Below are 22,663 nucleotides of genomic sequence, written 5' to 3' on the forward strand. Positions count from 1 at the left end.
GCGGAGGTGAGCGAGAACGCGCGTACCCCCCTTGCGGATCGGGTCGACCCGATCCGCGACTGGTCGGCGCGACGCACCTACCTGGCCGGAGACTTCCGCGCCGAGGACCTGGTCGCGGCCAAGGCCGGCCGGCGGGTGTCCGTCGTGCTCCCGGCCCGCAACGAGGAATCGACGGTCGGCGTGATCGTCGCGGCGCTGCGGTCCGAGTTGGTCGAGCGGGTGCCGCTCATCGACGAGTTGGTGGTGATCGACTCCCACAGCGCCGACGGCACAGCGGGTGTGGCCCGTGCGGCCGGCGCGAGAGTGGTGGCACAGGGAGACGTGTTGCCCGCGCTCGGGGACGTCCCGGGCAAGGGCGAGGCGCTGTGGAAGTCCCTCGCGGCCACAGACGGCGACATCGTCGCCTTCCTCGACTCCGACCTGCGCGATTTCGACCCCTCGTTCGCAACCGGCCTGTTGGGTCCACTGCTCACCGTGCCCGGCGTGGTGTTCTGCAAGGGTGCGTACGAGCGTCCGCTCGACGACGGACGCACGGTCCTGCCCGCAGGTGGAGGTCGAGTGACCGAGCTGGTCGCGCGACCGCTGCTGGCCACCCACTGGCCCGCCCTGGCCGGATTCGTACAGCCACTGGCCGGCGAGTACGCCGGGACGCGGCAGGCTCTCGAGTCGATCCCCTTCGCCGGCGCGTACGGGGTGGACATCGGGATCCTCGTGGATCTGTTCGAGTCGTACGGCCTGGACGCTCTCGCCCAGGTCGACCTGGGTCGCCGCACCCACCGCCATTCGCCCGATTCGGCGTTGGCGGTGATGGCCATGCACCAGCATCTCGCGGTGCTCAGTCGGCTACGGCGCCATGGTCGGGCACCGGACTCCCACCTCCCGGGCGACACCCTCACCCTGCACCGTCGCGACCCCGTCGGCCATGGCTTCAGCGCCGAGACCGTCGTGGTCTCCCCCGGCGAACGCCCCCCGATGCGCGAGATGCGGGCTCAGCTCCGGGCCGGTTCCTGACCGGACGGGCGGTTCTGGTCCCGCGCCTGCTCATCCCGCGCTCGAGCCCCCCGCGCTCGAGACCCCCGCGCTCGAGACCCCCGCGTGCGACGCCGGTCGCGCAGCACCCACCCGGCGAGGACCACGGCGGCCAGGGCCAGCGCCGCCACGAGGAACCACAGATCGTCCACCCCGGCGACCCAGCGTTCGACGGCGAGTTGAAGTTCGAACTGCTCGTCGACCCCCATCAGCGAGCCGAGCGCCGCGGTGCCGTCGGTGAGCACGAACAGCAGACCCACCGCGACGAACAACGACCCGGCGATGACCGAGGTGGTGTGGGTGCGGATCGGCCCCAGGGTGAGCTCGCGACCCCGGAGCACCCGGCGGCGCGACACGCCCAGCGAGTCCCATGCCAGGGCGAGAATCGCGAGCGGGACCACCATCCCGATCGCGTAGGCGCCCATGACCGCGGCGCCATAGGCGGGCGACCCCCCGGCCATCGCCAGGGTCAGCACCCCTCCGAGCAGCGGGCCGGAACAGAACCCTGCGAAGCCGTAGAGCGCGCCCAGCACCAGCACCGACAGGGGGCCGCTGCCGGTGATACGGGAGGAGGCGTCCGACAGGCCGGGGAGCCAGAAGCCGCCCCCGAGGACGGTGTAGAAACCCAGGACGACGACGACGAGGCCGCCCACCAGAGTGACGGTCCCGCGATGGACGGTGAACAGCGAGCCGATCGCCCCCATCCCCGCCCCGAGCGGGACAAGGACCACCGCGAGCCCGAGCAGGAACAACCCGGTGCGGGCGACGATCATCCGGCGGGTGCCGAAGGCGTAGGCGAAGAAGGCCGGCAGCAGCAGTGCCGAGCAGGGGCTGAGAATACTCAGCACGCCGCCGAGAAAGCCCCCGACGAGCCCGATCTGTTCTGTCATCCGCGCCCACTCACCCGTCCAGCGAGTTGTCGATGACAGTGCGGAACGTCTCGACGGAGCGGGCGCCGACGATCCCCGTCCCGTTGATGAGGAATGTCGGCGTGGAGGTCGCACCCAGCGCGGTGGCCGCCTGGTAGTCCGCTCGGATGGCCTCGTCGTACGCTGCGCCGGTCATGTCCGCGCGGAAACGTTCGAGGTCGGGGACCCCGGCCTCGGCGGCGTAGCCCACCAACTCCTCCTCTCCGAGATCCGGATGACCACGGTCGGGGGCGTCGGCGAACACGACCTCGGTGAACTCCCAGAACCTGCCCTGGTCCGCGGCGGCGCGCCCGGCCCGGGCGGCCATCATCGACTCTTCCCCGAAGATCGGTAGGTCAACCCACTCGATCCGCAGATCGCCGCCGTCGACATACTCCTCGATCAGCGCCGGTTCCACCTCGCGGGAGAACTTCGCGCAGAACGGGCAGCGGAAGTCCGAATACACGGTCATCACGACCCGAGCGTCCACCGAGCCCATCGCCATCGGGTCCCCCTCCTCGAATCGCGCGATGCCTTCCATGGACTCCGGTCCGGGGGCCTGCTGGGGACTGGTCTGACGCTCGTCGGACACCGCCGCGGAGCCGGTGGCGGACCCGGCCGCGGGCTGATCGCCGCCGGTCACATCCCGGGCGAGGAGGATGACGACCAGGACGATGAGCAGAGTCACCACGACGGACAACGCGATGACCGGGACACTCGGACGACGGGACACGGGAGGGCTCCTGCGGGCTGATCGAAGACGTGGACCGGCCCGCGAACGGGACCGTATCTACTACGTTACATAGTAGACCGGTGTGGCGGTGTGGCGGTGTCAACCGGCCAGCATCGAACACCACGCGAGGACCGCGGCCGTCGCGACCGCGGCGACCGTCACCGCCGGCGAGACGGCGTGCACCAGGGCGACCGCGGAATCCCGGGCCGTCGCGCGCCCCAACGCCGAGGCGGCCACCCGACCGGCCGGGGCGCCCAACTCGGCGAGAGCGCCACGCACGGCCGCGGGTCCACCGACGCCGCGCCCCGCGCGGCGGTCCGCGACCAACTCGACGAGTACGCACACCTCGGCGGCGGCCCGCCGGAGCAGGGGCACGGGCGCGAACGCGGCCCGCAGAGCAACCGCGGCGGTGACCGCGATATGGTGCCGCCCCCTGAGGTGGGCGACCTCGTGCGAGAGGACCACCCGGCGGCGTTCCTCGGTCAGGTCCCACAGCGCGGTGGAGGCGACGACCGTCCCCGTCGACCAGACCCCGGGCAGCGCGTACGCCACGGGTTCATCGTCGGCGATCCACCACACCCGGACCCCCTCCACGTGGCCGGTGGCCTCGACGAGCGAACTCAGCACACCGGCGTGCTCCCGGGCCGAGCGCCGGGCCCGGGACAACGCCGCCCCGACCACAGCCACCGCCGAGAACACCCCGGCCAGCGCCAGGGCCACGGCGACGCCGCGCGTGGCGGCCGGCCAGCCCCCGCCGACCGCCGGGTCGAACACCGCCGCGCACGCGGTGACCGCGGCGGCGGTGGGGGCGAACCCCCTGAGCGGTTGCACGTGCATCACGACCGGGGCGGCGACCAGCATCGCGAGAAAGACGACGCCGGTGCCGATCCAGGCGCCCAGTGCAACGGCCGGCCTCGCAGCCGCGTCCACCGCACGGCGCAGGTAAGCCGGCCCGCCGGCCCCCACCACCAGTGCGGCCACCAGCAACCCGACCCCCATCAGGCGCCGGCCCCGTCGCGCCGCAGTCGGGCGGTGATCCTGCGCAGCACGCTCGCCTCCTCCGGGTCGAGCCCGCCCCCCTCGCGGGTGGCGAAGTGCAGCAGGAGCTTCTCGGCGTCCCCGCTCCCCCGGAGCAACTCGCCGAGTGCGTCGGCACCGAAGTCCTCGCGACTGCGCGCCGGCCGGTAGCGGTATCCCCGACCCACCTTCTCGCGGGACACCGCACCCTTGTCGTAGAGATGCGCCAGGACCGTCATCACCGTCGTGTAGGCCAATGGCCGGGTCCGCGACAGCAGGTCGGTCACCTGCCGGACGGACAGGTCGTCCGAGCGGTCCGCAGCACCTGCGTCGACCGCATCGCCCGTGCCTGCCGCACACTCGTCCCACAGCAACTCGAGGACCGCGGTCTCGAGCTCGCCGAGCCCGGGCAGCGTGCGAGCCATCGGACGGCCCCCTCCGTGTCGATTGTCCAGGGCGGGTGGCGGATACCCCGCCGGTATGGTGACCATGGTGGCATGAGCGCCCCTCCACCCGCCGCACCGACCGACCCCGATTCGACCGGCCCCACACCGAGCGGCCCCTCGGCGCCCACCGACCCCGCTGTGTTCGCGCCGGTCCGCTCAGCGGTCGCCGCCGTGGGGACCCTACTGCTGATCGGCATCCCCACGGACATCCTGCCCAACCCGCTGTTCGGCCGGGAGATACCGGTGCGCTGGTGGGAGTACCCGGTGCTCGCCGCGACGGTGCTGCTCACGGCGGCGTGGTTCGGCATCAGGTCCGCGCGCGAGTCGGGCACCGCGTCCCGTGTCGGCAGCGACCGGTCCGAACGCCCCGCACTCGTCACGGTCGGCGTCTTCACTGCGTGGTTCGCGGTGGCGTGCCCCGTGTGCAACAAGATCGTGTTGCTCCTGCTGGGGACCACCGGCGCGCTCGGGGTGTGGGCCCCGCTCCAGCCGTGGCTCGCGGCCGTGTCACTGATCCTGCTGGCCGGTGCCGTGGTCTACCGGTGGCGGGCCCGTCCCTGTGGGGACGGGGCGTGCGGGGACGGGACGCGTGTGGACGGGGCGTGTTCAGTCCCCACTGGCGACGTCGGCCCGCTGGAGGCGGGGGCCGCGCGTCCGGCTACCGACGCCGCGCCGAACCGCTGAGCATCGGGGTCAACGGTAGCACCGGCGGGAACGGTCGGGTCCTGAGCCCGGAGACGTCAAACCCGGCCTCGACCAGGCTCTGACGGGTGTCCCGGTTCGGGCGACATCCCCCACCGAGCCGGCTCCACACCGGGGAGAGCCGATCGGCAACGCGACCCAACCTGCCGTCGGCCCGCACGTGCTCCATCAACCGCAGCTCGCCCTCCGGCGCCAGCACCCGCCGGGCCTCGGCCAGCGCGGCGGGCACGTCGGGGACCGTGCACAGGACCAACCCAAAGACGACGGCGTCGGCCTCGCCATCCGCGAGCGGCAGCGCCTCCGCCACCGAGTCCAGCACCTCGACCGGGACCGCCGCGCGGGCCGCGTACCGCCGGGCGTGGGCACGGAGATGCGGATCCGGCTCGATCGCCACCACTCTCCTGACCTCCGGCGGGTAGTGCTCGAAGGTCACGCCGCTGCCCGCGCCCACCTCCACAACAGTGCCCGACAATCCCGCCACCAACCGGCCCCGGGCACGGGCCAGCCCGACCCGTTCGAGCACGGGACCGGCCGCCACCCAGACCCGCGCGAAGAGCGAGACGTCCGTCCGTTCGCGAGGAGCACCCATGAGGCGATACGGTACCGGGTATCCATTCCTTCCGGAACCGCTCGAGGAGAGGAACGCGGCGATGACCGAGACGACCGGACTTCCACCGTGGGATTCAGTTCTGGCCGTGGTCGCCCACCCGGACGACGAGTCGTTCGGGCTCGGCGCCGTGCTCTCGGCCTTCGCCGCCGTAGGCGCGGCCGTGGACGTCCTCTGCCTGACCAGGGGCGAGGCCTCGACCCTCCACGGCGTCGAGGGCGACCTGTCGCAGATTCGCGAGCTCGAACTACGAGCCGCCGCCGACGCGCTCGGCGCACGGGGGGTCACGCTGCGCGACCTCCCCGACGGGGGCCTGTCGGCCCTCGACCCGGCGGTGCTCGACGACGAGGTCGAGCACGCGATGGGGCGGGCCCACCCCGACGGGCTCGTCGTCTTTGACTCCACCGGGATCAGCGGCCACCCCGACCACGTGGCGGCCACCGCGGCCGCCGTCCGGGCGGGAGAACGCCATGGGCTGCCGGTAGTGGCATGGACCCTCCCGGAAGAGATCTGCGGGGCGCTCGCGGGTGAGGGGTACGCCGGGTTCCTCGGGCGACCCGCCGGAGAGATCGACCTGGCGCTGACCGTCGACCGCACCGCGCAACTGGCCGCCGTGGAGTGCCACCCCAGCCAGGCCGTGCCGGGCAGCGTCCTGTGGAGGAGACTGGAGCTGCAGGGCGACACCGAACACCTGCGGTGGCTCCGACGTCCGTGAGTTCGTGCCGCCCCGCCGCCCCGAGAACACCCGGGTGCAGCACCAACTAGACGCAGCACCAACGAAACGCAGTACCGAAAGGACCACCGCCCGTGGACGCCTCCGACTGGAACGCCCGCTATCTCGCCCAGCCCGACGTGTGGGGCACCACCCCCGCCGCACGGATCGTCGCTGAGGTCACCGGCGCCGAGGACTCCGGCCTGCCCGTGGACACCGCCGTCGACCTGGCCTGCGGCGACGGCAGGCACGCACGGTGGCTGGCCGCACACGGGTGGCAGGTCTCGGCGGTCGACTTCTCCGAGGTCGCTATCGAGCAGGCCCGCGCCAAGGACTCCGACGACGGTCGCAGCGGCAGCGTCGACTGGGTGGTCGGCGACGCCACCACCTGGTCACCGGAGGAGTCCGTGGACCTCGTCGTCATCGGTTTCCTCCACCTCGAGATGGAGAGCCTCACCCGTGTCCTGCGCAACGCCGGTGGATGGCTGCGACCCGGCGGGCACCTGGTGTACCTCGGACACGCCGCCGAGAACCTGCGGCGCGGCGTCGGTGGCCCGCAGGACCCGACCGTGCTGCCCGGGATCGCCGACCTGGCAGGCGGCGTGGCGGGCCTCGAGGTGGTCTCGCTGCGCCACGACCTACGGCCGGCGGGGAAAGCGACCGCGATCGACGTGCTCCTGCACGCCAGGTCCTGGGTCGACAGGTGAACCGGGAGCGCGGGGCCACCGCGGGCACGTCGGGCACTTCGGGCACGCCAGCCACGTCGGCCACGCCGGGCACGCCGGGCACTTCGGGCACGGGCGCGAACCCCGGTGCGAACACTGAACAGGACTACGAGCGGGCACAGCGACGGGTCCTGACCGTCCTGGTGCTGGGCCAGCTGCTGGCGGGTGCTGGCCTGGCCGCCGGTGTGACCGTGGGCGCGCTGCTCGCCGAGGACCTGCTCGGCGGCCCGGGCCTGTCCGGCCTGCCGTCGGCGTTGTTCACCGGCGGTTCCGCGCTGGCCGCCATCCTGGTGGGCAAACTCTCCCAGGCGAGGGGCCGGCGGCCCGGACTGGCCACCGGGTTCGCGTTCGGCGCTCTCGGGGCTGTCGGGATCGTGTTGGCGACGGCCATGGAGTCGCTACCACTGCTGTTCGCCGCGTTCGTGGTCTACGGCTCGGGCACCGCCACCAACCTGCAGGCCCGCTACGCCGGCGCCGACCTGGCCACCCCCGAGCGCCGCGGCCGCGCACTCTCGTACGTGCTGCTCGGCACCACCGCGGGGGCCGTCGCCGGGCCCAACCTCGTCGGTCCGACGGGCGCCGTCGCCGAGTCACTGGGCCTGACCCCGCTGACCGGCCCCTTCCTCCTCGCCGCGGTGGCCTACGGCGGCGCGGCGCTCGTCATCTCCCTGCTGCTGCGGCCCGATCCCCTGCTCGAGGCGCGGCGGCGGGAGGCCGCGGCACTGGACGCGGCGGCGGCCTCGTCGTCGTCGTCCACAGGGTCCACCGACGTCCCCTTCCCGGTGCCCGCGCGAATCTGGACCGGCGACGTGATCACGGGTGTCGCCGTGATGGCGCTGACGCAGTTCGTGATGGTCGGGCTCATGACCATGACCCCGGTCCACATGCGCGCGCACGATCACGCGGTGACCGTGGTGGGGCTGGTGATCTCCCTGCACGTGGCCGCGATGTTCCTGCCCGCGCCGCTGTCCGGTTACCTGGTGGACAAGTTCGGCACCCGCCTCGTCGCCGTCTCGGCGGGCCTGGTGCTGTTGACCTCGGGCGTGCTCGCCGCGGTCTCACCGCCGCAGTCGACGGTGCTGGTCTCCCTCGCGCTGATCCTGCTGGGGCTGGGCTGGAGCCTGGGCCTGGTGGCCGGCACGACCGTGCTCACCACGTCCGTGCCGACCTCGGTCCGCGCCACAGTCCAGGGACAGGCCGATGTGGCCGTGGCGCTCGCCGGGGCTGCGGGCGGCCTGGTCTCGGGCCTGGTGTTCGCGTGGATCGATTTCCGCGGTCTCGGCTTCGCGCTCGCGGCGTTGTCGCTGATCGTGGTGGCCGCGGTGCGGCCCCGACGTGCGGCGGGGTCTGCGGCGGGGTCTGTGGCGGAGTCCGCCCAGGTCACCGCCGGCTGACTCTCGTAGTCATCGCGGCCTCCCCGCCGCACGCTCGGCGAACGGGCAGCGCTCAGCACAGGCCCGGACCGGCCGGGGGCGTCAGACGACCGTCGGTTGCTCCGACCGATGCCCGGGGGACGACTCCCCCACCCGCTCGGCCAGGTCGACACGCCACCACACCACGAAGCCCCAGATGACGAACACCGCGTACACCAGGTACAGCACCGCCGACGGGTAGTACCCCGCCTTGAGCAGCAGCGGCACGCCCACGATGTCCACCGCGATCCACAGCAGCCAGAACTCCGTCCACCCTCGGGCCATGCCGTAGGTGGCCAGGATCGACCCGGTGAAGATCCACGCGTCAGCCCACGGGCCCCACGAACCCAGTTGGGAGAAGATCCAGCCGAAGACCACGGTGCCCACGAGCATCCCGACGACGAGGCCCGCCCGCTGCCTTCCCGTGGCCCAGTGTGGACGGACCGCAACCGCTCCGACCCCCTCCTGCGCGGGCAGCGCCGCATTGATCCGCTTGTCCCGCGACCAGCGCCACCAGCCGTAGAGTCCCACCGCGAGGAACATGACCTGCCTGCCGGCCTGTCCGTAGAGGTCCACGTCCTGCGGGGTGTGGAAGACGCCGCCGAGGAAGACGGTGAGCAGCGTCAGGTTGCCGACGATCCCCACCGGCCACGCCCACACCACACGGCGCATCCCGCCGATCGCGGCGGCCAGGCCGAAGACGTTGCCGACGATCTCGCGCCACAGGATCGGGACTCCGCCGATCAACAACTGAGCGTCGAGGAATGACACGAGAAGGCTCATCGTGTGCCCCTTTCACGGGCTCTACACAGACGGCCCAGGGCTTGAGCCACGTCGCCCACAGGTCCACGGCGGGGCCGGGGACGCGCGGCAACGCGTTGTTCTCTTCCATCCGGACTATGACCGTCGGCCCCGGGATCACACCGGGTCTGCTGACCCCCGCGCGTGCGGTGGGGCCGGAGTAGGTGTCCGGCCCGCCGCGTGTGCGGGGCGCTCGCGGGCTCGTCGCCGGTCATGGGACCGGTGACATCACCGCCGGTGGGGAGTTCCACCCCGCCCTGAGAACGTGTTCCTGTTCTACTCCGGGCAGGGGCGGCGCCGCAACTCCCGCACCTCGGGTCACCGCGGAGTCACTGCGTCAGCCCGTCGGCGAGAAGTACACCATCGAGAAGAGCGTTTCACGCATTCTCACTCGGCCGATGGGCGCGGAACGCTCTTCTCGACGAGAGGCGGGTGCTGGCGCCCCCGTGACAGCGCCGCGGGTCAGCCGATCGTCAGCTGGCCGTTCGCCTCGGTCACCGGGACCACGTCGAGCGGACGCGGGGCCGGGGCGAGGGTGTTGCTGCCGTCGGTGGCGTCGTACTCGGCACCGTGGAGCGGGCACCGCAGGTGCAGGTCACGGACCACCTGGACGGTCCCACCCTGGTGGGTACAGCGGGCCGAGTAGGCGACGAACTCGCCCTCGGTGGGCTGCGCGACGATCACGGTCGAGTCACCCGACTTGACCTGCGTGGCGGTGCCGACGGGCACATCCGCGGCGGGGATCGTGGTGGCCTGAACCTCGGTGGTCTGCTGCACGGTGGACGGCGGCTGGGCGGGCTCGGTCATCCCGCACGCCGAGGCGATACCCGGCAGCAGGATGATCCCGGGCAGGGCGGCCAGGACCGTGCGACGCTGGGTGCACGGTCCGACCGTGATGGATGCGGCGGCGGGGTGCTCGGTCATGGAGTACATCGTATCCGGCGCCGGCGGCCGACCTAGGCTGCCAGCATGACCGTCCGCCGCCTCGAGCCCCACGCCACGACGATCTTCTCCGAGGTCACCCAACTCGCGGCACGCGTCGGGGCCGTCAACCTGGGACAGGGCTTCCCTGACACCGACGGCCCGGCGTCGATGATCGAGGCCGCCGTGCGCGCAATGCGGGAGGGCCACAACCAGTACCCACCCGGGACGGGGGTGCCCGAGCTGCGTCACGCGATAGTCGCCCACGAGACCGAGCACACCGGACTGGTCCACGATCCGGACACCGAGGTACTGGTGACCGTCGGGGCCACCGAGGCGATCGCCGGTGCGGTGGTGGGACTGGTGGAGCCCGACGACGAGGTGGTCGTGATCGAACCGTACTACGACTCCTACGCCGCCACCGTCGCGATGGCCGGGGCCACCCGTCGCGCCGCGAGGATGGTCCGCTCGGGGGACCATTTCCGCCTCGATGTGGACTCCCTGCGGGCGGCCTTCTCCCCGCGGACGCGTGCCGTGCTGGTCAACACCCCGCACAACCCCACCGGGGCGGTACTGCCGCGGGAGGACCTCGCGCAGATCGCGGCGCTGTGCCACGAGTTCGACGCGATCGCGATCTCCGACGAGGTGTACGAGCACCTGACCTACGACCACAACGAACACGTCTCGATCGCCACGCTGCCGGGGATGGCCGAGCGGACCCTGCGGATCTCGAGCGCCGGCAAGATGCTCAACTGCACCGGCTGGAAGATCGGCTGGGTGACAGGGCCAGCCGAGCTGGTCGCGGGCGTGCGGGCCGCCAAGCAGTACATGAGCTACACCGCCGGCACGCCGCTGCAGCTGGGCGTCGCGCACGCCTTGAGCCACGAGGGCGAGTGGATCCGGACGCTCCGGGACGGGATGCAGGACCGGCGGGATCAGTTGGTGGACATCCTCACCGGCGTCGGGCTGGACCTCGCCGTCACCCAGGGGACCTACTTCCTCACCGCGGATCCGCGACCCCTCGGCGTCACCGACGCCGCGTCCTGGTGTCTGGAGTTGCCCGAACGGATCGGCGTGGCGGCGGTACCGTTCGCGCCGTTCACCGACTCCTACTCCGACGAGTGGTCGCACCTGGTGCGGTTCGCGTTCTGCAAGCGGCCCGGGGTCCTCGAGGAAGCCGGGCTCAGGCTCCGAGCGCTCGCGAACTGACCGTTTCCGGAGCGCGCTCCGGACGGACTCGCGCGAGTGCCTGCCAGGCTCTACGGTGGGTCCCTGACGCGCCGGTCGGTGCGCCCGTCCGCCGACGAGGAGTACCCGAGTGTCCCACTACCGCAGCAACCCGCGCGACCTGGAGTTCGTCCTGTTCGAGGTGTTCGGGCTGGACGAGATCCTGGAGCGAGACGACACCGAGCTCGACGGCGAGACGGTCCGCACGATGCTGCGGGAGGCCGCCGCCCTCGCGGAGGGGCCCGTCGCCGCCTCGTTCTCCGTCGCCGACCGGAACCCGCCGACGTTCGACCCCGAGACCCACGAGGTCACGCTCCCGCCGGAGTACGTGGCCTCGGTCCGCGCGTGGCAGGAGGCGGGCTGGGGCCTGGTCGGCGTGGACCCCGCCGTCGGCGGCGTCGCGGCCCCACGCATGGTCACCTGGGCGATCACGGAGTTCCTACTGGGGGCCAACCCGTCGATCTTCATGTACCTCTCCGGCCCACTGTTCGCCGAGATCATGCACACCATCGGCAACGAACAGCAGCAGAAGTGGGCCGCCAGGGTCATCGACCGCAACCACGGCTCGTCCATGATGCTCACCGAGGCCGAGGTGGGCTCGGACGTGGGTGCCGTTCGCGCCAAGGCGATCGAGCAACCCGACGGCACCTGGCACATCGAGGGGGCCAAGCGGTTCATCACCGGCGCCGACACCGGGGACCTCTTCGAGAACATCTGGCACCAGGTGCTCGCCCGGCCAGAGGGCGCGGGCCCCGGCACCAAGGGCCTGAGCTACTTCCTGGTCCCCAAGTACCTGCCGGACCCCGAGACCGCGGCGCCCGGCGAGCGCAACGGCGTCTACGTGACCGGGATCGAGAAGAAGATGGGGCTGACCGCCTCCGCGACGTGCGAGGTGTCGTTCGGTGCACACGACCGGCCGGCGGTCGGGTACCTCGCAGGTGACTCCCACCAGGGCATCAAGCAGATGTTCAAGACCATCGAGGCCGCGCGGATGATGGTGGGGACCAAGGCGATCTCCACACTGTCCACCGGGTACCTCAACGCGCTCGACTTCGCGCGGGATCGCGTGCAGGGCAACGACATGGCCGACGCCGGCAAGCCCGACGCCGGGAAGGTCACCGTCATCCACCACCCCGACGTGCGGCGGTCCCTGCTCACGCAGAAGGCGTACGCGGAGGGACTCCGCGCGGTGTACCTCTACGCGGCCGCCCACCAGGACGTCGTCGCAGCCGAGGTCGTCTCGGGTGCCGGGCCGGAACTGGCGCACACCGTCAACGACCTGTTGCTGCCGATCGTCAAGGGCGTGGGATCCGAGCGGTCCTACCAGTGCCTGGCGGAGTCGCTGCAGTGTTTCGGCGGCTCCGGCTACCTCAGGGACTACCCCCTCGAGCAGTACATCCGCGATGCCAAGATCGACTCCCTGTACGAGGGCACCACCGCGATCCAGGCCCAGGACTTCTTCTTCCGCAAGATCATCCGCGACGGCGGAACCGCGCTCGGCCACCTCGCCGCGCAGATCCACCGGACGGTCGACGAGGCCGGACCCGCCGAGCTCGAGACCGTGCGCACGGCCGTGGCAACCGCCCTCGCGGACGTCGAGTCCATGGTCGGCACCCTGACCGGGCACCTCATGTCGGCGCAGGAGGATCCGGAGTCGCTGTACTTGATCGGGCTCGGCGCGGTGCCGCTGCTCATGGCCGTCGGCGACCTCATGGTGGGGTGGATGCTGCTGCGCGAGGCACTGGTGGCGGCGGAGAAACTGCCCGGGGCCACCGGCGGCGACCACGATTTCTACACCGGCAAGATCGTCGTGGCCGGCCACTTCGCGCGAGCGCACCTACCGCAGGTCGGCGCCGCCCGCGCCACCATCGAGGCCCTGGAGTTGGACGTCATGCGGATGCCCGAGGGCGCCTTCTAGATCGGAGCCGCCGCGTCGGCGTCCAGGCTTCCTCCCCGGTTGGCGGACATCACCACCCGGTTGGCGGGCAGGAATCGCGGATCTCACCGCGACACTCCGCGTGGTGTCCGCCAACCCGGGATGGGTGTCCGCCAACCGGGGCAGGTGTCCTCCGGTTCGGCCGGGGTCAGCGGCCGGCAGCCGGGGTCAGCGGCCGTGGGTGAGGACGATCTTGCCCACGGCACCGCGACCGTCCATGAGATCGAGCGCCTCGGAGGCCTTCTCAAGCGGGATCTCGGTACCGACGAGCGGGTCGAGCTTGCCTGCGGCCAGCAGCGGCTCCACCTCGGCCCACTGCTTCTGCAGGTAACCAGGATTGCTCATCCAGTATTCGCCCCAACCCACGCCGATGGCGCTCTTGTTGCCCAGCAACAGGCGGTTGACCTTGACCGTGGGGATCTCGCCGGCGGTGAAGCCGATCACGAGGATCCGCCCCTCCTGGCCGAGGGAACGGATTGAATCGGTGAACCGGTCACCGCCCACGGGGTCGACGACGATGTCGACCCCCTTCCCGCCGGTGAGCTCCTTCACCGCGTCCTTGAAGCCCTCCGGCGCGATGGCGTCGGACGCGCCGGCCTTCAGCGCCAGGTCCCGCTTCTCTTCGGTGGAGGCGACCGCGATGACGCGGGCCCCCAGCGCGGTGGCGAACTGGGTGGCGGCGATCCCGATGCCGCCGCCCGCACCGTGCACGAGGACCGTCTCCCCGGGCTGCAGTCGACCCCGGTGGGCCAGCGCGAAGTGCACGGTGAGGACGTTCATCGGGATCGACGCGCCCTGGGCGAAGGTCATCGAGTCGGGCAGCCGGAACACCTGCGCGGGGTCGGTGGAGACCACCTCCGCGAATCCGCCAAGTCCCGGGAAGGCGCAGACACGATCGCCGGCGGTGAAGCCCGAACCCTCGGGGGCGGAGCGCACTACGCCCGCGACCTCTGACCCGGGAACGAACGGCAACGGGGGCGAGATCTGGTACTTCCCGCGGGTCTGGAGCACCTCGGGGAAGGTCACACCCGAGGCGTGGACGTCGATGAGGACCGCACCCGGCTCCGGCTCGGGGAGGTCCACCACCTCGAGGGCCGCGGGTCCGTCATGGGATGAGATGTGGATGGCACGCATGGCCCCATAGTGTCAGCCCGGTCGCGCGCCTCGCCGGGACACGGCCGACCGGATCACGGGTCAGGTCGCACCGGCGGTCTCGGATCGGCTGTCTCCGGGCGGCCACGGAACCTCCGGCGGCGGAGGAGGTGGAGTGCGAGCCCCACGGCCACCACGACCTGTCCCACTTGGTAGGCCAGCGCCATCACGATGAACTCCCGCCCGAAGGTGGTGGGCAGGACCAGGAGCAACGCGCAGATGGCCAGCAGGGCAACCGTGAGGATCTGCCCCCCGGCCAGGAACCGGCGAGGGCCGGTGACGAGGCGGCCCCGGGAGAGCAGCAGCACCGAGTTCAGGGCCACGAGCAGGCACACCGGCACCCCGATCTGAGCCGGGAAAAGGAACAGGATCACGAACAACGGGTGCGAGCTCAGCGTGACGGTCCCGGTGGCGAGGAACTGCGGAACGCTCCACAAGGCGGTGAGAAGAGCGCAGGACACTGTGATCCACGAGCCGCCCACAAGGATCCGCACCCGTCGAGGATAGCCGTGCGACCCCCGACTCGGGGCTCCGCCCACCTCGGGGCCGCCCTACCCTCTCGGGGTCACCTGCGGTTCACTCCCTGGTCAGCGCCTCACCGATGGGGGTCTCGCCGTCGGAGAACTCGATGGTGCGACCCACGGTGTCCGGCCTGCGCAGTACCGCCGCCGTGACGGCGGCCACGACGTCCCGGCTCGTGGCGCGGTCCTCGCGCTTGTCTGCGCCCACGCCGATCGACTCCCCGCCCGCATCGTCGGTGAGCATCCCCGGACCGAGGATGGTCCACTGCAGGTCCGAGTCCCGCAGGTGCGCGTCCGCGGCGGCCTTGGCCTGTGCGTACGGGTAGAACGAGTTGTCCTCGGGCACCCCGTGGTCCGGCCCGGCTCCGTCATAGGAGATCATTACGAACCGCTCGACACCCTCCTCGACGGACGCGTCCATGGTCCGGATCGCCGCATCGCGGTCGACCGCATAGGTGCGGTCGGCACTGCCGCCACCCGCTCCGGCGGCCCACACCACGGAGCCACTGCCGCGCAGCACCTCACGCAGGCCCTCCACATCGAGTTTCTCGACGTCCGCGACCACGGGACTCGCACCCGCCTCCCGGATGTCGTCGGCCTGGTCCGGGTTCCGGATGACCGAGTTCACCTGGGCCCCCGCCTCCGACAGGATCCGGGCGGCGCGGAGAGCGACCTTGCCATGGCCGCCGATGATGGTCACTGGACGTTCGATACTCATAGCATCCGTTGTACTCCTCCGGCCCGTCCCGCGCGCCTCGGAATGTCGCGGCCCCGTCCACTGCCCGTGCCCCCGCCCCCGGGCCCCGGCGCCCGGAGTCCTGCGCCCTGCGCCCTGCGCCCTGCGCCCTGCGCCCTGCGATCCAGATCACACCCCGAGGGCTGCCCCTCTCGATACGGTCACAACTCCACAACGACACGCCGTGTGCGCCCGTGTGGGTTCGCGTCATGTCGGACGCCGCGTGCATCATGTGCGCATAAGCCGGTGTTCACCGATAAACCCTCTGTTCTGCCTCGGAGTCACGCATGTCCTTGTCCCGGTTCGGGTCCACCACGCGCTCGGTAGCGTTAGCCCCTCTCGTTTTTCTCGCCGGACTACTCGCCCTCCTGCTCGTCGTCTCCGGATGCACCATCCCCGTCCCCACCGGTTCGGCCGGGGAGACCACCCCGACCGAGACGTCTGAGGCGCAGGCTCCGGCTCCGGCTCCGGCGACGCTCCGGGTCACCCCGACGGACGGCGCCACGGACGTCGCCGTGGTGGAGGGAGTCCGCGCCCTCGTGGAGAACGGCTCGCTCACCGAAGTGGTACTCACCAACGACGCCGGCAAGACGATCGACGGGAACCTGTCGCAGGACGCGTCTTCGTGGGAGCCGGCGGTCACCCTCGGCTACGGGCGGACCTACACCTTGGAGGTCACCTATCAGGGTGCGACCGGCGGGCCGAAGACCGACACGCGCACGTTCACCATGGCCAATCCTCAGACCATCCTCAGGCCCACTCTCGTGACCCCGGGCGGGGGTGCCCTGGAGTCGGACCGTGAATACGGCGTCGGCATCATCGTGGCCGCCAAGTTCGACCAGCCCGTCGCCGACCGAACCACCGTCGAGAAGCACATGACGGTCACCACTGAGCCCTCAGTGGAGGGCAACTGGTTCTGGGTCGACGACGCCACTGCTCACTGGCGGCCCGAGGACTACTACGCGACCGGCACCCGGGTCCGGGTGGAGTTGGACACCGAGGGCAGGAACCTCGGCGGGGGTCAGTGGGGCGGCGAGAGCACGGAGGTCGACTTCACGATCGGCGACCGCCGCGTGGCGATCGCGGACGACGAGACCAAGACCGTCTCGGTGTTCCACAACCAGGAACTTGTCAAGACCATGCCCACCTCGATGGGCAAGGGCGGGTGGGCGACCTACAACGGCGTGACCATGCACTTCTGGACCCAACGGGGCACCTACACGGTCCTCGACAAGGCCAGCACGGTGGTCATGGACTCGTCGACCTACGGTCTGCCGCTGGACGTCGGGTACAAGGTGACCGTCGACCACGGGGTCCGTCTCACCAACGAGGGCATCTACTTCCATGCCCTCGCCTCGTCGATGTGGGCACAGGGCAACACCAACGTCTCCCACGGATGCCTCAACCTCTCTCCGGACGACGCGTCCTGGTACTTCGACCAGGCCGTGGCCGGCGACATTGTGGAGGTCCGCAACACCGGTGGGCCGGAACAGGAGATCTGGCAGAACGGCGACTGGGCCGTCCCGTGGAGCACCTGGCAGAGGGGTGCCGGCGCCTGAGGGGCCGATCGAGACCGTTGCCCCCGTGGTGGTCGGCGCGCTAATTTTGCGCGATGGAGCCCCGCTCACTGCACACCCGCCTGTCCGGCGTCTCGGTCGGTCACTGGACGGATTCGGAAGCGCTGACGGGGTGCACCGTGGTGCTGCTCCCCGAGGGAGCGGTGGCCTCGCGCGAAGTGCGTGGTGGCGCCCCGGCGACCCGCGACCTCGACGCACTCGCCCCCGACAAGGCGGTGACCGCTATCGACGCGGTACTCCTGACCGGCGGATCAGCTTTCGGACTGGCCGCCGCCGAGGGGGTGATGCAGTTCCTCGAGGAGGCCGGGCGGGGCGTACCCACTCCCGGCGGGCGCGTGCCGATCGTCCCGACCCTGGCACTGTTCGACCTCGGGATCGGGAGTTCGAAGGTCCGCCCGACTGCGGACAACGGATACTCCGCCGCGGCCGCGGCGACGACCCCGCTGTTCGACGTGGGGCAGGTCGGCGCGGGTACCGGGGCATTCACGTCGCAGTGGCGCGGAACTGAGAACATCCGGGCGGGCGGGATCCGGTTCGCGGAGTCCACGGTGGGCGACCTGGTCGTGGGCGCGTTGTGTGCGGTGAACGCCTACGGGGACGTCGATCAGGGCGGCACCGCGGTCGACCTCGCTTGTGTCGCCAACCTGGTCCCGCCGTTCGACTATGCCTCCGATCGGGTCCACACGACCATCGGGGTCGTCATGACCAACGCCAGACTGGACAAGACCGGGTGTTACGTCGTCGCCCAGGGCGCGCACGACGGCCTCTCCCGGGCACTGACGCCGCCGCACACCCGATACGACGGTGACGGTTTCGTCGCCGTCGCCACCGGAGAGGTGGCCGCCGACGTCGACACCGTCCGCCTGATGGCCCTCGACGCCGTCTCCCGGGCGATACGTTCTGCCACTGTGTGATCCTGAACTGTGTGATCCCGCACTGTGTGATCCTGCAGTGTGTGATCCCGCGATCGTGGCCGTATGGTGCCCGCGATCTCATCGGATCGTGCGCTCCGCAGGCCGTTTTCCCGATCCCGAGTCGACAATTCCGGCGATGGGCGGGACAATCGGTAGTCACCCCGGGCACCGGCCCGTGGGCGACCCCGACGAAAGCGCAGGAGCACCTCCAGTGAGCCGAGCCGATACCCCGGCCCGATCTATCAGCCCCCTTCTCAGAAGGGGGAACACCGGATGAGCATCGCGCTCTCGCTGTTAATCGGAGTCGTGGTGGTCCTGGCGATCACCGCACTCACCGGCTACTTCGTGGCCCAGGAATTCGCGTTCATGGCCGTCGACCGCTCCCGGATGGGGGCCGCCGCCGAGAAGGGTGACCCGGCCGCCGCGCGCGTTCTCGGCGTGACCAGGCGAACGTCCTTCATGCTCTCGGGCGCCCAGCTCGGAATCACCGTCACCACACTGGTCGTCGGGTACGTGGCAGAACCGCTCATCGGTCGCTCGATCGGTGAGCTCCTCGGGATGGCGTCCGTACCGCAGGGGGTCGGCGTGGTCGTCGGCACGGTCCTGGCCCTGCTCTTCTCGACCGTCGTGCAGATGATCTTCGGCGAGTTGGTGCCCAAGAACCTGGCCATCGCCAAGCCGGAGCCGGTCGCCCGGTGGCTGGCTCGCTCCACCACCATCTACCTCGGGCTGTTCGGGTGGCTTATCGGACTGTTCGACAAGGCGTCGGAGGCTCTCCTCAAGGCCGTCGGCATCGAGCCGGTGCACGACAAGGAACACTCCGCCACGGCCCGCGACCTCGAACACATCGTGGCCGAGTCCGGTGAGACCGGCGAGTTGTCCGCCGAGCTCAGCCGACTGCTGGACAGAATGCTCGATTTCCCCGGTCAGCCCGCCGAGCACGCCATGATCCCGCGTTCGCGCACCGATGTGGTCCGCGCGGAGGACACGGTGCACGAGGTCCTGTCGAAGATGGCGACCGGACACACCCGATATCCGGTCGTCGGCGACGATTCCGACGACGTGATCGGGATCGTGGACCTCCACGATCTGCTCTCGGTAAGTGACGACGGGCAAGCCGATCTCACGGCGGTGTCCACCCTGATGCGGGCGCCGATCATCGTGCCCACCTCCCTGCCCCTGCCGGACGTGGCCAACCGCCTGAGTGCCGAGAACTCGGAGATGGCGGTGGTCGTGGACGAGTACGGCGGTTTCGCCGGTGTCGTGACCATGGAGGACATGGCCGAGGAGATCGTCGGAGAGATCGCCGACGAGCACGACCCCCAGCTCGCCGCCGGCACCCCGGTCAGCGAGGGTCTGGGGTGGCTCCTCTCCGGTGACACCCATCTCGACGAGGTGGAGCGTCTGCTCGAGATCACCCTTCCCGAGGTGGACGCCGAGACGCTCGGCGGGCTCGTGATCGAGACCACCGGTGAGCTGCCCGAGGTCGGCGACTGCGTCGACATCCCCCTCCCCGACACGGACGTGCTCGAAGAGTTCTCGGCGGACCGGGTCCTCAGGACCGAGGTGCGCCGGATCGAACGACGTGTGCCGGCTGAACTGCACGTCGTGGTCGAGGAGGCCGCACGATGAAGCCCACCACTTCCCTGCTCGCCGCCGAGGCCGGTTCGGGCCTCATGAGCAACCCGTTGGTCGTCGTGGTCACCACGATCCTGCTCATCGCGGCGTCCGCGTTCTTCGTGGCCGTCGAGTTCTCCCTCATCTCCGCGCGGCGCCACCGCCTCGAGGACGCGGCCGCCTCGAGCGCCTCCGCCCGGGCCGCCCTGCGCAACGCGTCCGAGCTCACGCTGCTGCTGGCGGGTTCCCAACTCGGGATCACCCTCTGCGCGCTGGCGCTCGGCTCCGTCACGAAGCCCGCCGTCCACCACTGGCTCACCCCGGTGTTCGCCGGCTGGGGCCTGCCCTACTGGACCGCCGACGTCATCGCGTTTGTCCTCGCGCTGCTCATCGTCACGTTCCTGCACCTCGTGGTGGGTGAGATGGCCCCGAAGTCGTGGTCCATCACGCACCCGGAGTACTCCGCGACCCTGCTGGCCATCCCGATGCGAGGCTTCCTCTGGCTCACCCGCCCGCTACTCGTGACGCTCAACACCATCGCCAACCGGATCCTGCACCGACTCGGAGTGGAGACCCGCGACGAGGTGGCCTCCGGCCAGGACGCCGACTCCCTGCGAGAACTCGTGCGCCACTCCGGTGAGGCCGGCACGCTCGACGACACCCACCACCGGCAACTGCTCAACGCACTGGAACTCCAGGAGCTCACAGTGGGTGACCTGCTGGGCGAGCGCGGGGTGGACACTCCCGCCGCCCCGGAGGAGATGTCCTCGGTCAGCGTGGACGCCTCACCGGAGGAGATCCGCGAAACGGCCCGCCGCACCGGCCACCTGCGCCTGCTCGTGATGGACAGCGACACCGCCGTGGGTGTGGTGCACGCTCGGGATGCGATCAACATCCAGTCGGCCGCCACGGCGCGGGAGCTCATGCGGCCGAGCCTGTCGCTCGAGCACGACCTCTCGGTGGCCGAGGCGTTCCGCAGGATGCGTGAGGCACGAGCGCACCTCGTCGTCGTCGAGAAGTCCGGCGGCTACCCCGGCACCCACGTCTCCGAGGTCAGGGGCGTCCTCACACTGGACGACGTGGTGCGGCGCCTCCTGCCGGTGACCTCCGTCTAGGCCGCAGGTCAGGGTCCGGGTCACGGTGCAGTGGTCCGGGCCGCAGGTCAGGGTCCGGGCCACGGCTCAGTGGTCCGGGCCACGGCTCAGTGGTCCGGGCCATGGTGCAGCGGTCCGGGCCGCGCGGCAGGCGTCAGAACAGTCCGATCACCCTGAGCAGACCCCAGAGCGCAAGCCCGGCCATGCCGAGCAGCACCAGCAACATCAGGCCCACCGCACCGACCGCCCGGAGCAGGTAACCGCGGGCGTCGGTGTCCACACGCCTGCCCTCGGTGATGGTCCGGTCCACCAGACGCAGGTTCTTGGAGGTTGCCTTGTGCGCGACGTCCGCCACGTCGCCCACGAAGGGGATCACCCCGAGCACCGCGTCGACGAAGTAGTTCCATCCCATGCGGAACAGGATGTGGACCGGGACCCGGTTGCGGATCGCTTCGGTGAGCACCGCCGCCGCGACCACGGTCCCCAGCGCGTCGCCCACCACGGGCACCATGCCGATCACCGGGTCCAGTCCCACGCGGTACCTGGTGCCCGGGATCCGAACGAGGTCGTCCATGACGCGCGCGAGGCCGGAGGTCACGGGGGACGATCCGGTCCGGGACACCCCGGGGGCTGTCCGCCCCGCCGCGACGGGGTCGGTCACCGGGTACGGCACCGGGTCGGGTCGACTGCTGGTCATGGGGGTCGAGCCTACGGGGACGGGGGCACCTCGCCACCGCGGCCCGGAGGCGACCCGGCAGGCATCTGCGCGCCTCCGGTCGGCGATCCGCCGGGGCCGCCCGCTCCGCTCGCCGCGTTGTCCTCCGCGGCGGCGACGCCGATCGTGATCGTGACCCGATAGCCGTCGGTCGGGGAGCCGATGACCTCCGGCATCTGGGTGTCCCACCCGTCGGCGAACACCGTGTCGGACCCCAGGCTCACGCCCGACATGTTGCGGACCGAGGCCGAGTACCCGGGGTCGTGGGCGTAGACGTCGTCCGAGACCGCGGCGGGCAGGGCGATCTGCGAGGTGAGCCGGGCGTTCTCGCCGGCGACGGCCGAGGCCAGGGTGTCGTAGACCTCGAAGTGCACGTGCGGCCACCTGCCCGAGTAGCAGGCCGGGAAGATGCTGGTGAACTCGACGTGGCCAGACTCGTCGGCGGTCTGGACACCCCGGAGGAAGTTCTGATCGGTGACGCCCTCGCTGTAGAGGGAATAGCGGCCCTCGCGGTCGCAGTGCCAGACGTAGACCGCCATCCCCGCGCCCGGTGCGCAGTTGCTGGTCAGGTCCCGCACGTTCATGGTCAGGCGCATGGGGACCCCCTCGGCGGTGCCGGTCATCCCGCCGAAACTCGACGTGATGTCGGAGCGGTGGACCCCGGATTCGATCAGCACGTTGGGCCCGTTGGACCCGTCACCCGGATAGGGGCCGGCGGTCTCCCCGGGTGCCGCCTCCACACACTCCCCCGTCGCTGCTGCGGACGAACCGGTGGTGGTGGCCGTAGAGGTGCCGGAGGCGGCGGCACCGGAGGGTGAGTCGGTCGCACACCCCACGGTCAGCCCCACCGCCCCCACCCCGGCCGCACCGAGGATCCCGCGCAGTGCGGCGCGCCGGTTCATCACGACCAGATCATGACCGAGGCCCAGATCGTGGTCGTGGACTCCGTGGTCGGGCCGATCGGGGGTGGCCGCTGAGCGGGATCGTCGGTTGGTGAACATCGGGGCCTCCAGGGGTCTGGCACACCGGCTCCTGCCGACGTGACTGATCCAGACGGTAGGAGTCGCAGTCGTGAGCCCGCTGCGGGTTCGCTGTGAGTTCCCTGCACGTCGTTCGGGCGTTCGACCCGTGCGGTGGGGCGCCGTTTCTGGTTTCGTGGAG

The 22,663-nt window shown here is 71.0% G+C and carries 23 protein-coding genes and 1 riboswitch; of the genes, 11 read left to right on the forward strand and 12 right to left on the reverse strand.

Annotation, left to right across the window (positions count from 1 at the left end; translation table 11 throughout):
* Positions 1–6 precede the first annotated feature (6 nt).
* Positions 7–1,011, forward strand: coding sequence for a glucosyl-3-phosphoglycerate synthase (locus A6048_RS16100; RefSeq protein ID WP_107746848.1), 1,005 nt, complete (start codon positions 7–9; stop codon positions 1,009–1,011).
* Here the strand turns inward: A6048_RS16100 and A6048_RS16105 are convergent.
* The 4 genes from A6048_RS16105 to A6048_RS16120 all read right to left on the reverse strand — a co-directional run bounded on the left by A6048_RS16105 (position 990) and on the right by A6048_RS16120 (position 4,112).
* Complete coding sequence (locus A6048_RS16105; protein WP_107746849.1) at positions 990–1,919, reverse strand: cytochrome c biogenesis CcdA family protein; 930 nt, start codon at positions 1,917–1,919, stop codon at positions 990–992. The genes A6048_RS16100 and A6048_RS16105 overlap by 22 nt on opposite strands.
* A gap of 10 nt (positions 1,920–1,929) precedes the next feature.
* Complete coding sequence (locus tag A6048_RS16110) at positions 1,930–2,670, reverse strand: DsbA family protein (RefSeq protein ID WP_162845675.1); 741 nt, start codon at positions 2,668–2,670, stop codon at positions 1,930–1,932.
* Between the two features lie 99 nt (positions 2,671–2,769).
* Complete coding sequence (locus A6048_RS16115) at positions 2,770–3,669, reverse strand: M56 family metallopeptidase (RefSeq protein WP_107746850.1); 900 nt, start codon at positions 3,667–3,669, stop codon at positions 2,770–2,772.
* Complete coding sequence (locus tag A6048_RS16120) at positions 3,669–4,112, reverse strand: BlaI/MecI/CopY family transcriptional regulator (protein WP_107746851.1); 444 nt, start codon at positions 4,110–4,112, stop codon at positions 3,669–3,671. Before A6048_RS16120 ends, A6048_RS16115 begins: the two co-directional genes overlap by 1 nt.
* Before the next feature lie 72 nt (positions 4,113–4,184).
* On the opposite strand from A6048_RS16120, the gene A6048_RS16125 reads away from it, so the two are divergent.
* Entirely contained in the window at positions 4,185–4,817 is a 633-nt protein-coding gene (locus A6048_RS16125; RefSeq protein ID WP_200837340.1) for a hypothetical protein, read from the forward strand.
* Here the strand turns inward: A6048_RS16125 and A6048_RS16130 are convergent.
* Complete coding sequence (locus A6048_RS16130) at positions 4,792–5,424, reverse strand: class I SAM-dependent methyltransferase (protein ID WP_107746852.1); 633 nt, start codon at positions 5,422–5,424, stop codon at positions 4,792–4,794. The genes A6048_RS16125 and A6048_RS16130 overlap by 26 nt on opposite strands.
* Positions 5,425–5,485: 61 nt before the next feature.
* On the opposite strand from A6048_RS16130, the gene A6048_RS16135 reads away from it, so the two are divergent.
* From A6048_RS16135 to A6048_RS16145, 3 genes are all read left to right on the forward strand, one after another.
* A complete protein-coding gene (locus A6048_RS16135) occupies positions 5,486–6,157 on the forward strand; it encodes a PIG-L family deacetylase (RefSeq protein ID WP_107747234.1) in 672 nt (223 codons plus the stop codon).
* 92 nt (positions 6,158–6,249) lie between these two features.
* On the forward strand, positions 6,250–6,861 hold the full coding sequence (locus A6048_RS16140) for a class I SAM-dependent methyltransferase (RefSeq protein ID WP_107746853.1): 612 nt from the start codon (positions 6,250–6,252) through the stop codon (positions 6,859–6,861).
* Between the two features lie 149 nt (positions 6,862–7,010).
* Complete coding sequence (locus A6048_RS16145) at positions 7,011–8,273, forward strand: MFS transporter (protein WP_107747235.1); 1,263 nt, start codon at positions 7,011–7,013, stop codon at positions 8,271–8,273.
* A gap of 81 nt (positions 8,274–8,354) precedes the next feature.
* Here A6048_RS16145 and pnuC read toward each other — a convergent pair whose 3' ends face one another.
* Positions 8,355–9,074: a nicotinamide riboside transporter PnuC gene (gene pnuC, locus A6048_RS16150; RefSeq protein WP_107746854.1), complete on the reverse strand. Its 720-nt coding sequence runs from the start codon at positions 9,072–9,074 to the stop codon at positions 8,355–8,357.
* A gap of 93 nt (positions 9,075–9,167) precedes the next feature.
* Positions 9,168–9,361, reverse strand: a riboswitch (FMN riboswitch).
* Positions 9,362–9,554: 193 nt separating this feature from the next.
* A complete protein-coding gene (locus A6048_RS16155) occupies positions 9,555–10,016 on the reverse strand; it encodes a Rieske (2Fe-2S) protein (protein WP_107747236.1) in 462 nt (153 codons plus the stop codon).
* 45 nt (positions 10,017–10,061) lie between these two features.
* On the opposite strand from A6048_RS16155, the gene A6048_RS16160 reads away from it, so the two are divergent.
* Together A6048_RS16160 and A6048_RS16165 are read left to right on the forward strand one after the other, a co-directional pair.
* Positions 10,062–11,222 (forward strand): pyridoxal phosphate-dependent aminotransferase, encoded by a 1,161-nt coding sequence (locus A6048_RS16160; protein WP_107746855.1) that lies wholly within the window; start codon positions 10,062–10,064, stop codon positions 11,220–11,222.
* Between the two features lie 109 nt (positions 11,223–11,331).
* Entirely contained in the window at positions 11,332–13,158 is a 1,827-nt protein-coding gene (locus A6048_RS16165; RefSeq protein ID WP_107746856.1) for an acyl-CoA dehydrogenase, read from the forward strand.
* 186 nt (positions 13,159–13,344) lie between these two features.
* Here the strand turns inward: A6048_RS16165 and A6048_RS16170 are convergent, their stop codons facing one another.
* The 3 genes from A6048_RS16170 to A6048_RS16180 all read right to left on the reverse strand — a co-directional run bounded on the left by A6048_RS16170 (position 13,345) and on the right by A6048_RS16180 (position 15,567).
* Positions 13,345–14,310 carry an NADPH:quinone oxidoreductase family protein gene (locus tag A6048_RS16170; RefSeq protein ID WP_107746857.1) on the reverse strand — a complete coding sequence of 322 codons (966 nt, stop codon included), beginning with the start codon at positions 14,308–14,310 and terminating at the stop codon, positions 13,345–13,347.
* A 53-nt stretch (positions 14,311–14,363) separates the two neighbouring features.
* The gene (locus tag A6048_RS16175) at positions 14,364–14,822 is read right to left on the reverse strand and encodes a hypothetical protein (RefSeq protein WP_107746858.1); all 459 of its coding nucleotides are present in this window, start codon (positions 14,820–14,822) and stop codon (positions 14,364–14,366) included.
* 82 nt (positions 14,823–14,904) lie between these two features.
* Complete coding sequence (locus A6048_RS16180; RefSeq protein WP_107746859.1) at positions 14,905–15,567, reverse strand: NAD(P)H-binding protein; 663 nt, start codon at positions 15,565–15,567, stop codon at positions 14,905–14,907.
* Between the two features lie 305 nt (positions 15,568–15,872).
* Between A6048_RS16180 and A6048_RS16185 the strand changes: the two genes are divergently transcribed.
* The 4 genes from A6048_RS16185 (at position 15,873) to A6048_RS16200 (ending at position 20,808) form a co-directional block, all read left to right on the forward strand.
* A complete protein-coding gene (locus A6048_RS16185; RefSeq protein WP_107746860.1) occupies positions 15,873–17,144 on the forward strand; it encodes a L,D-transpeptidase in 1,272 nt (423 codons plus the stop codon).
* A 53-nt stretch (positions 17,145–17,197) separates the two neighbouring features.
* Entirely contained in the window at positions 17,198–18,076 is an 879-nt protein-coding gene (locus A6048_RS16190; protein WP_107746861.1) for a P1 family peptidase, read from the forward strand.
* A gap of 273 nt (positions 18,077–18,349) precedes the next feature.
* On the forward strand, positions 18,350–19,708 hold the full coding sequence (locus tag A6048_RS16195) for a hemolysin family protein (RefSeq protein ID WP_107746862.1): 1,359 nt from the start codon (positions 18,350–18,352) through the stop codon (positions 19,706–19,708).
* Positions 19,705–20,808: a hemolysin family protein gene (locus tag A6048_RS16200; protein ID WP_235027300.1), complete on the forward strand. Its 1,104-nt coding sequence runs from the start codon at positions 19,705–19,707 to the stop codon at positions 20,806–20,808. The genes A6048_RS16195 and A6048_RS16200 overlap by 4 nt, the downstream gene beginning before the upstream one ends.
* 133 nt (positions 20,809–20,941) lie before the next feature.
* Here the strand turns inward: A6048_RS16200 and A6048_RS16205 are convergent, their stop codons facing one another.
* Complete coding sequence (locus A6048_RS16205) at positions 20,942–21,484, reverse strand: DUF4112 domain-containing protein (protein ID WP_235027299.1); 543 nt, start codon at positions 21,482–21,484, stop codon at positions 20,942–20,944.
* A gap of 11 nt (positions 21,485–21,495) precedes the next feature.
* Positions 21,496–22,503 (reverse strand): dioxygenase family protein, encoded by a 1,008-nt coding sequence (locus tag A6048_RS16210; RefSeq protein ID WP_107746863.1) that lies wholly within the window; start codon positions 22,501–22,503, stop codon positions 21,496–21,498.
* Positions 22,504–22,663 lie beyond the last annotated feature (160 nt).

Source organism: Dietzia psychralcaliphila (genome assembly GCF_003096095.1).
GTDB classification, from domain to species: Bacteria; Actinomycetota; Actinomycetes; order Mycobacteriales; family Mycobacteriaceae; genus Dietzia; species Dietzia psychralcaliphila.

Bases quoted from the DNA above. Each gene is read 5' to 3' on its own strand.
- A6048_RS16105 (WP_107746849.1), bottom strand. From the start codon at position 1,919: ATGACAGAACAGATCGGGCTCGTCGGGGGCTTTCTCGGCGGCGTGCTG.
- A6048_RS16115 (WP_107746850.1), bottom strand. From the start codon at position 3,669: ATGGGGGTCGGGTTGCTGGTGGCCGCACTGGTGGTGGGGGCCGGCGGG.
- A6048_RS16120 (WP_107746851.1), bottom strand. From the start codon at position 4,112: ATGGCTCGCACGCTGCCCGGGCTCGGCGAGCTCGAGACCGCGGTCCTC.
- A6048_RS16125 (WP_200837340.1), top strand. From the start codon at position 4,185: ATGAGCGCCCCTCCACCCGCCGCACCGACCGACCCCGATTCGACCGGC.
- A6048_RS16130 (WP_107746852.1), bottom strand. From the start codon at position 5,424: ATGGGTGCTCCTCGCGAACGGACGGACGTCTCGCTCTTCGCGCGGGTC.
- A6048_RS16135 (WP_107747234.1), top strand. From the start codon at position 5,486: ATGACCGAGACGACCGGACTTCCACCGTGGGATTCAGTTCTGGCCGTG.
- pnuC (WP_107746854.1), bottom strand. From the start codon at position 9,074: ATGAGCCTTCTCGTGTCATTCCTCGACGCTCAGTTGTTGATCGGCGGA.
- A6048_RS16155 (WP_107747236.1), bottom strand. From the start codon at position 10,016: ATGACCGAGCACCCCGCCGCCGCATCCATCACGGTCGGACCGTGCACC.
- A6048_RS16160 (WP_107746855.1), top strand. From the start codon at position 10,062: ATGACCGTCCGCCGCCTCGAGCCCCACGCCACGACGATCTTCTCCGAG.
- A6048_RS16170 (WP_107746857.1), bottom strand. From the start codon at position 14,310: ATGCGTGCCATCCACATCTCATCCCATGACGGACCCGCGGCCCTCGAG.
- A6048_RS16180 (WP_107746859.1), bottom strand. From the start codon at position 15,567: ATGAGTATCGAACGTCCAGTGACCATCATCGGCGGCCATGGCAAGGTC.
- A6048_RS16185 (WP_107746860.1), top strand. From the start codon at position 15,873: ATGTCCTTGTCCCGGTTCGGGTCCACCACGCGCTCGGTAGCGTTAGCC.
- A6048_RS16190 (WP_107746861.1), top strand. From the start codon at position 17,198: ATGGAGCCCCGCTCACTGCACACCCGCCTGTCCGGCGTCTCGGTCGGT.
- A6048_RS16195 (WP_107746862.1), top strand. From the start codon at position 18,350: ATGAGCATCGCGCTCTCGCTGTTAATCGGAGTCGTGGTGGTCCTGGCG.
- A6048_RS16200 (WP_235027300.1), top strand. From the start codon at position 19,705: ATGAAGCCCACCACTTCCCTGCTCGCCGCCGAGGCCGGTTCGGGCCTC.
- A6048_RS16205 (WP_235027299.1), bottom strand. From the start codon at position 21,484: ATGACCAGCAGTCGACCCGACCCGGTGCCGTACCCGGTGACCGACCCC.
- A6048_RS16210 (WP_107746863.1), bottom strand. From the start codon at position 22,503: ATGTTCACCAACCGACGATCCCGCTCAGCGGCCACCCCCGATCGGCCC.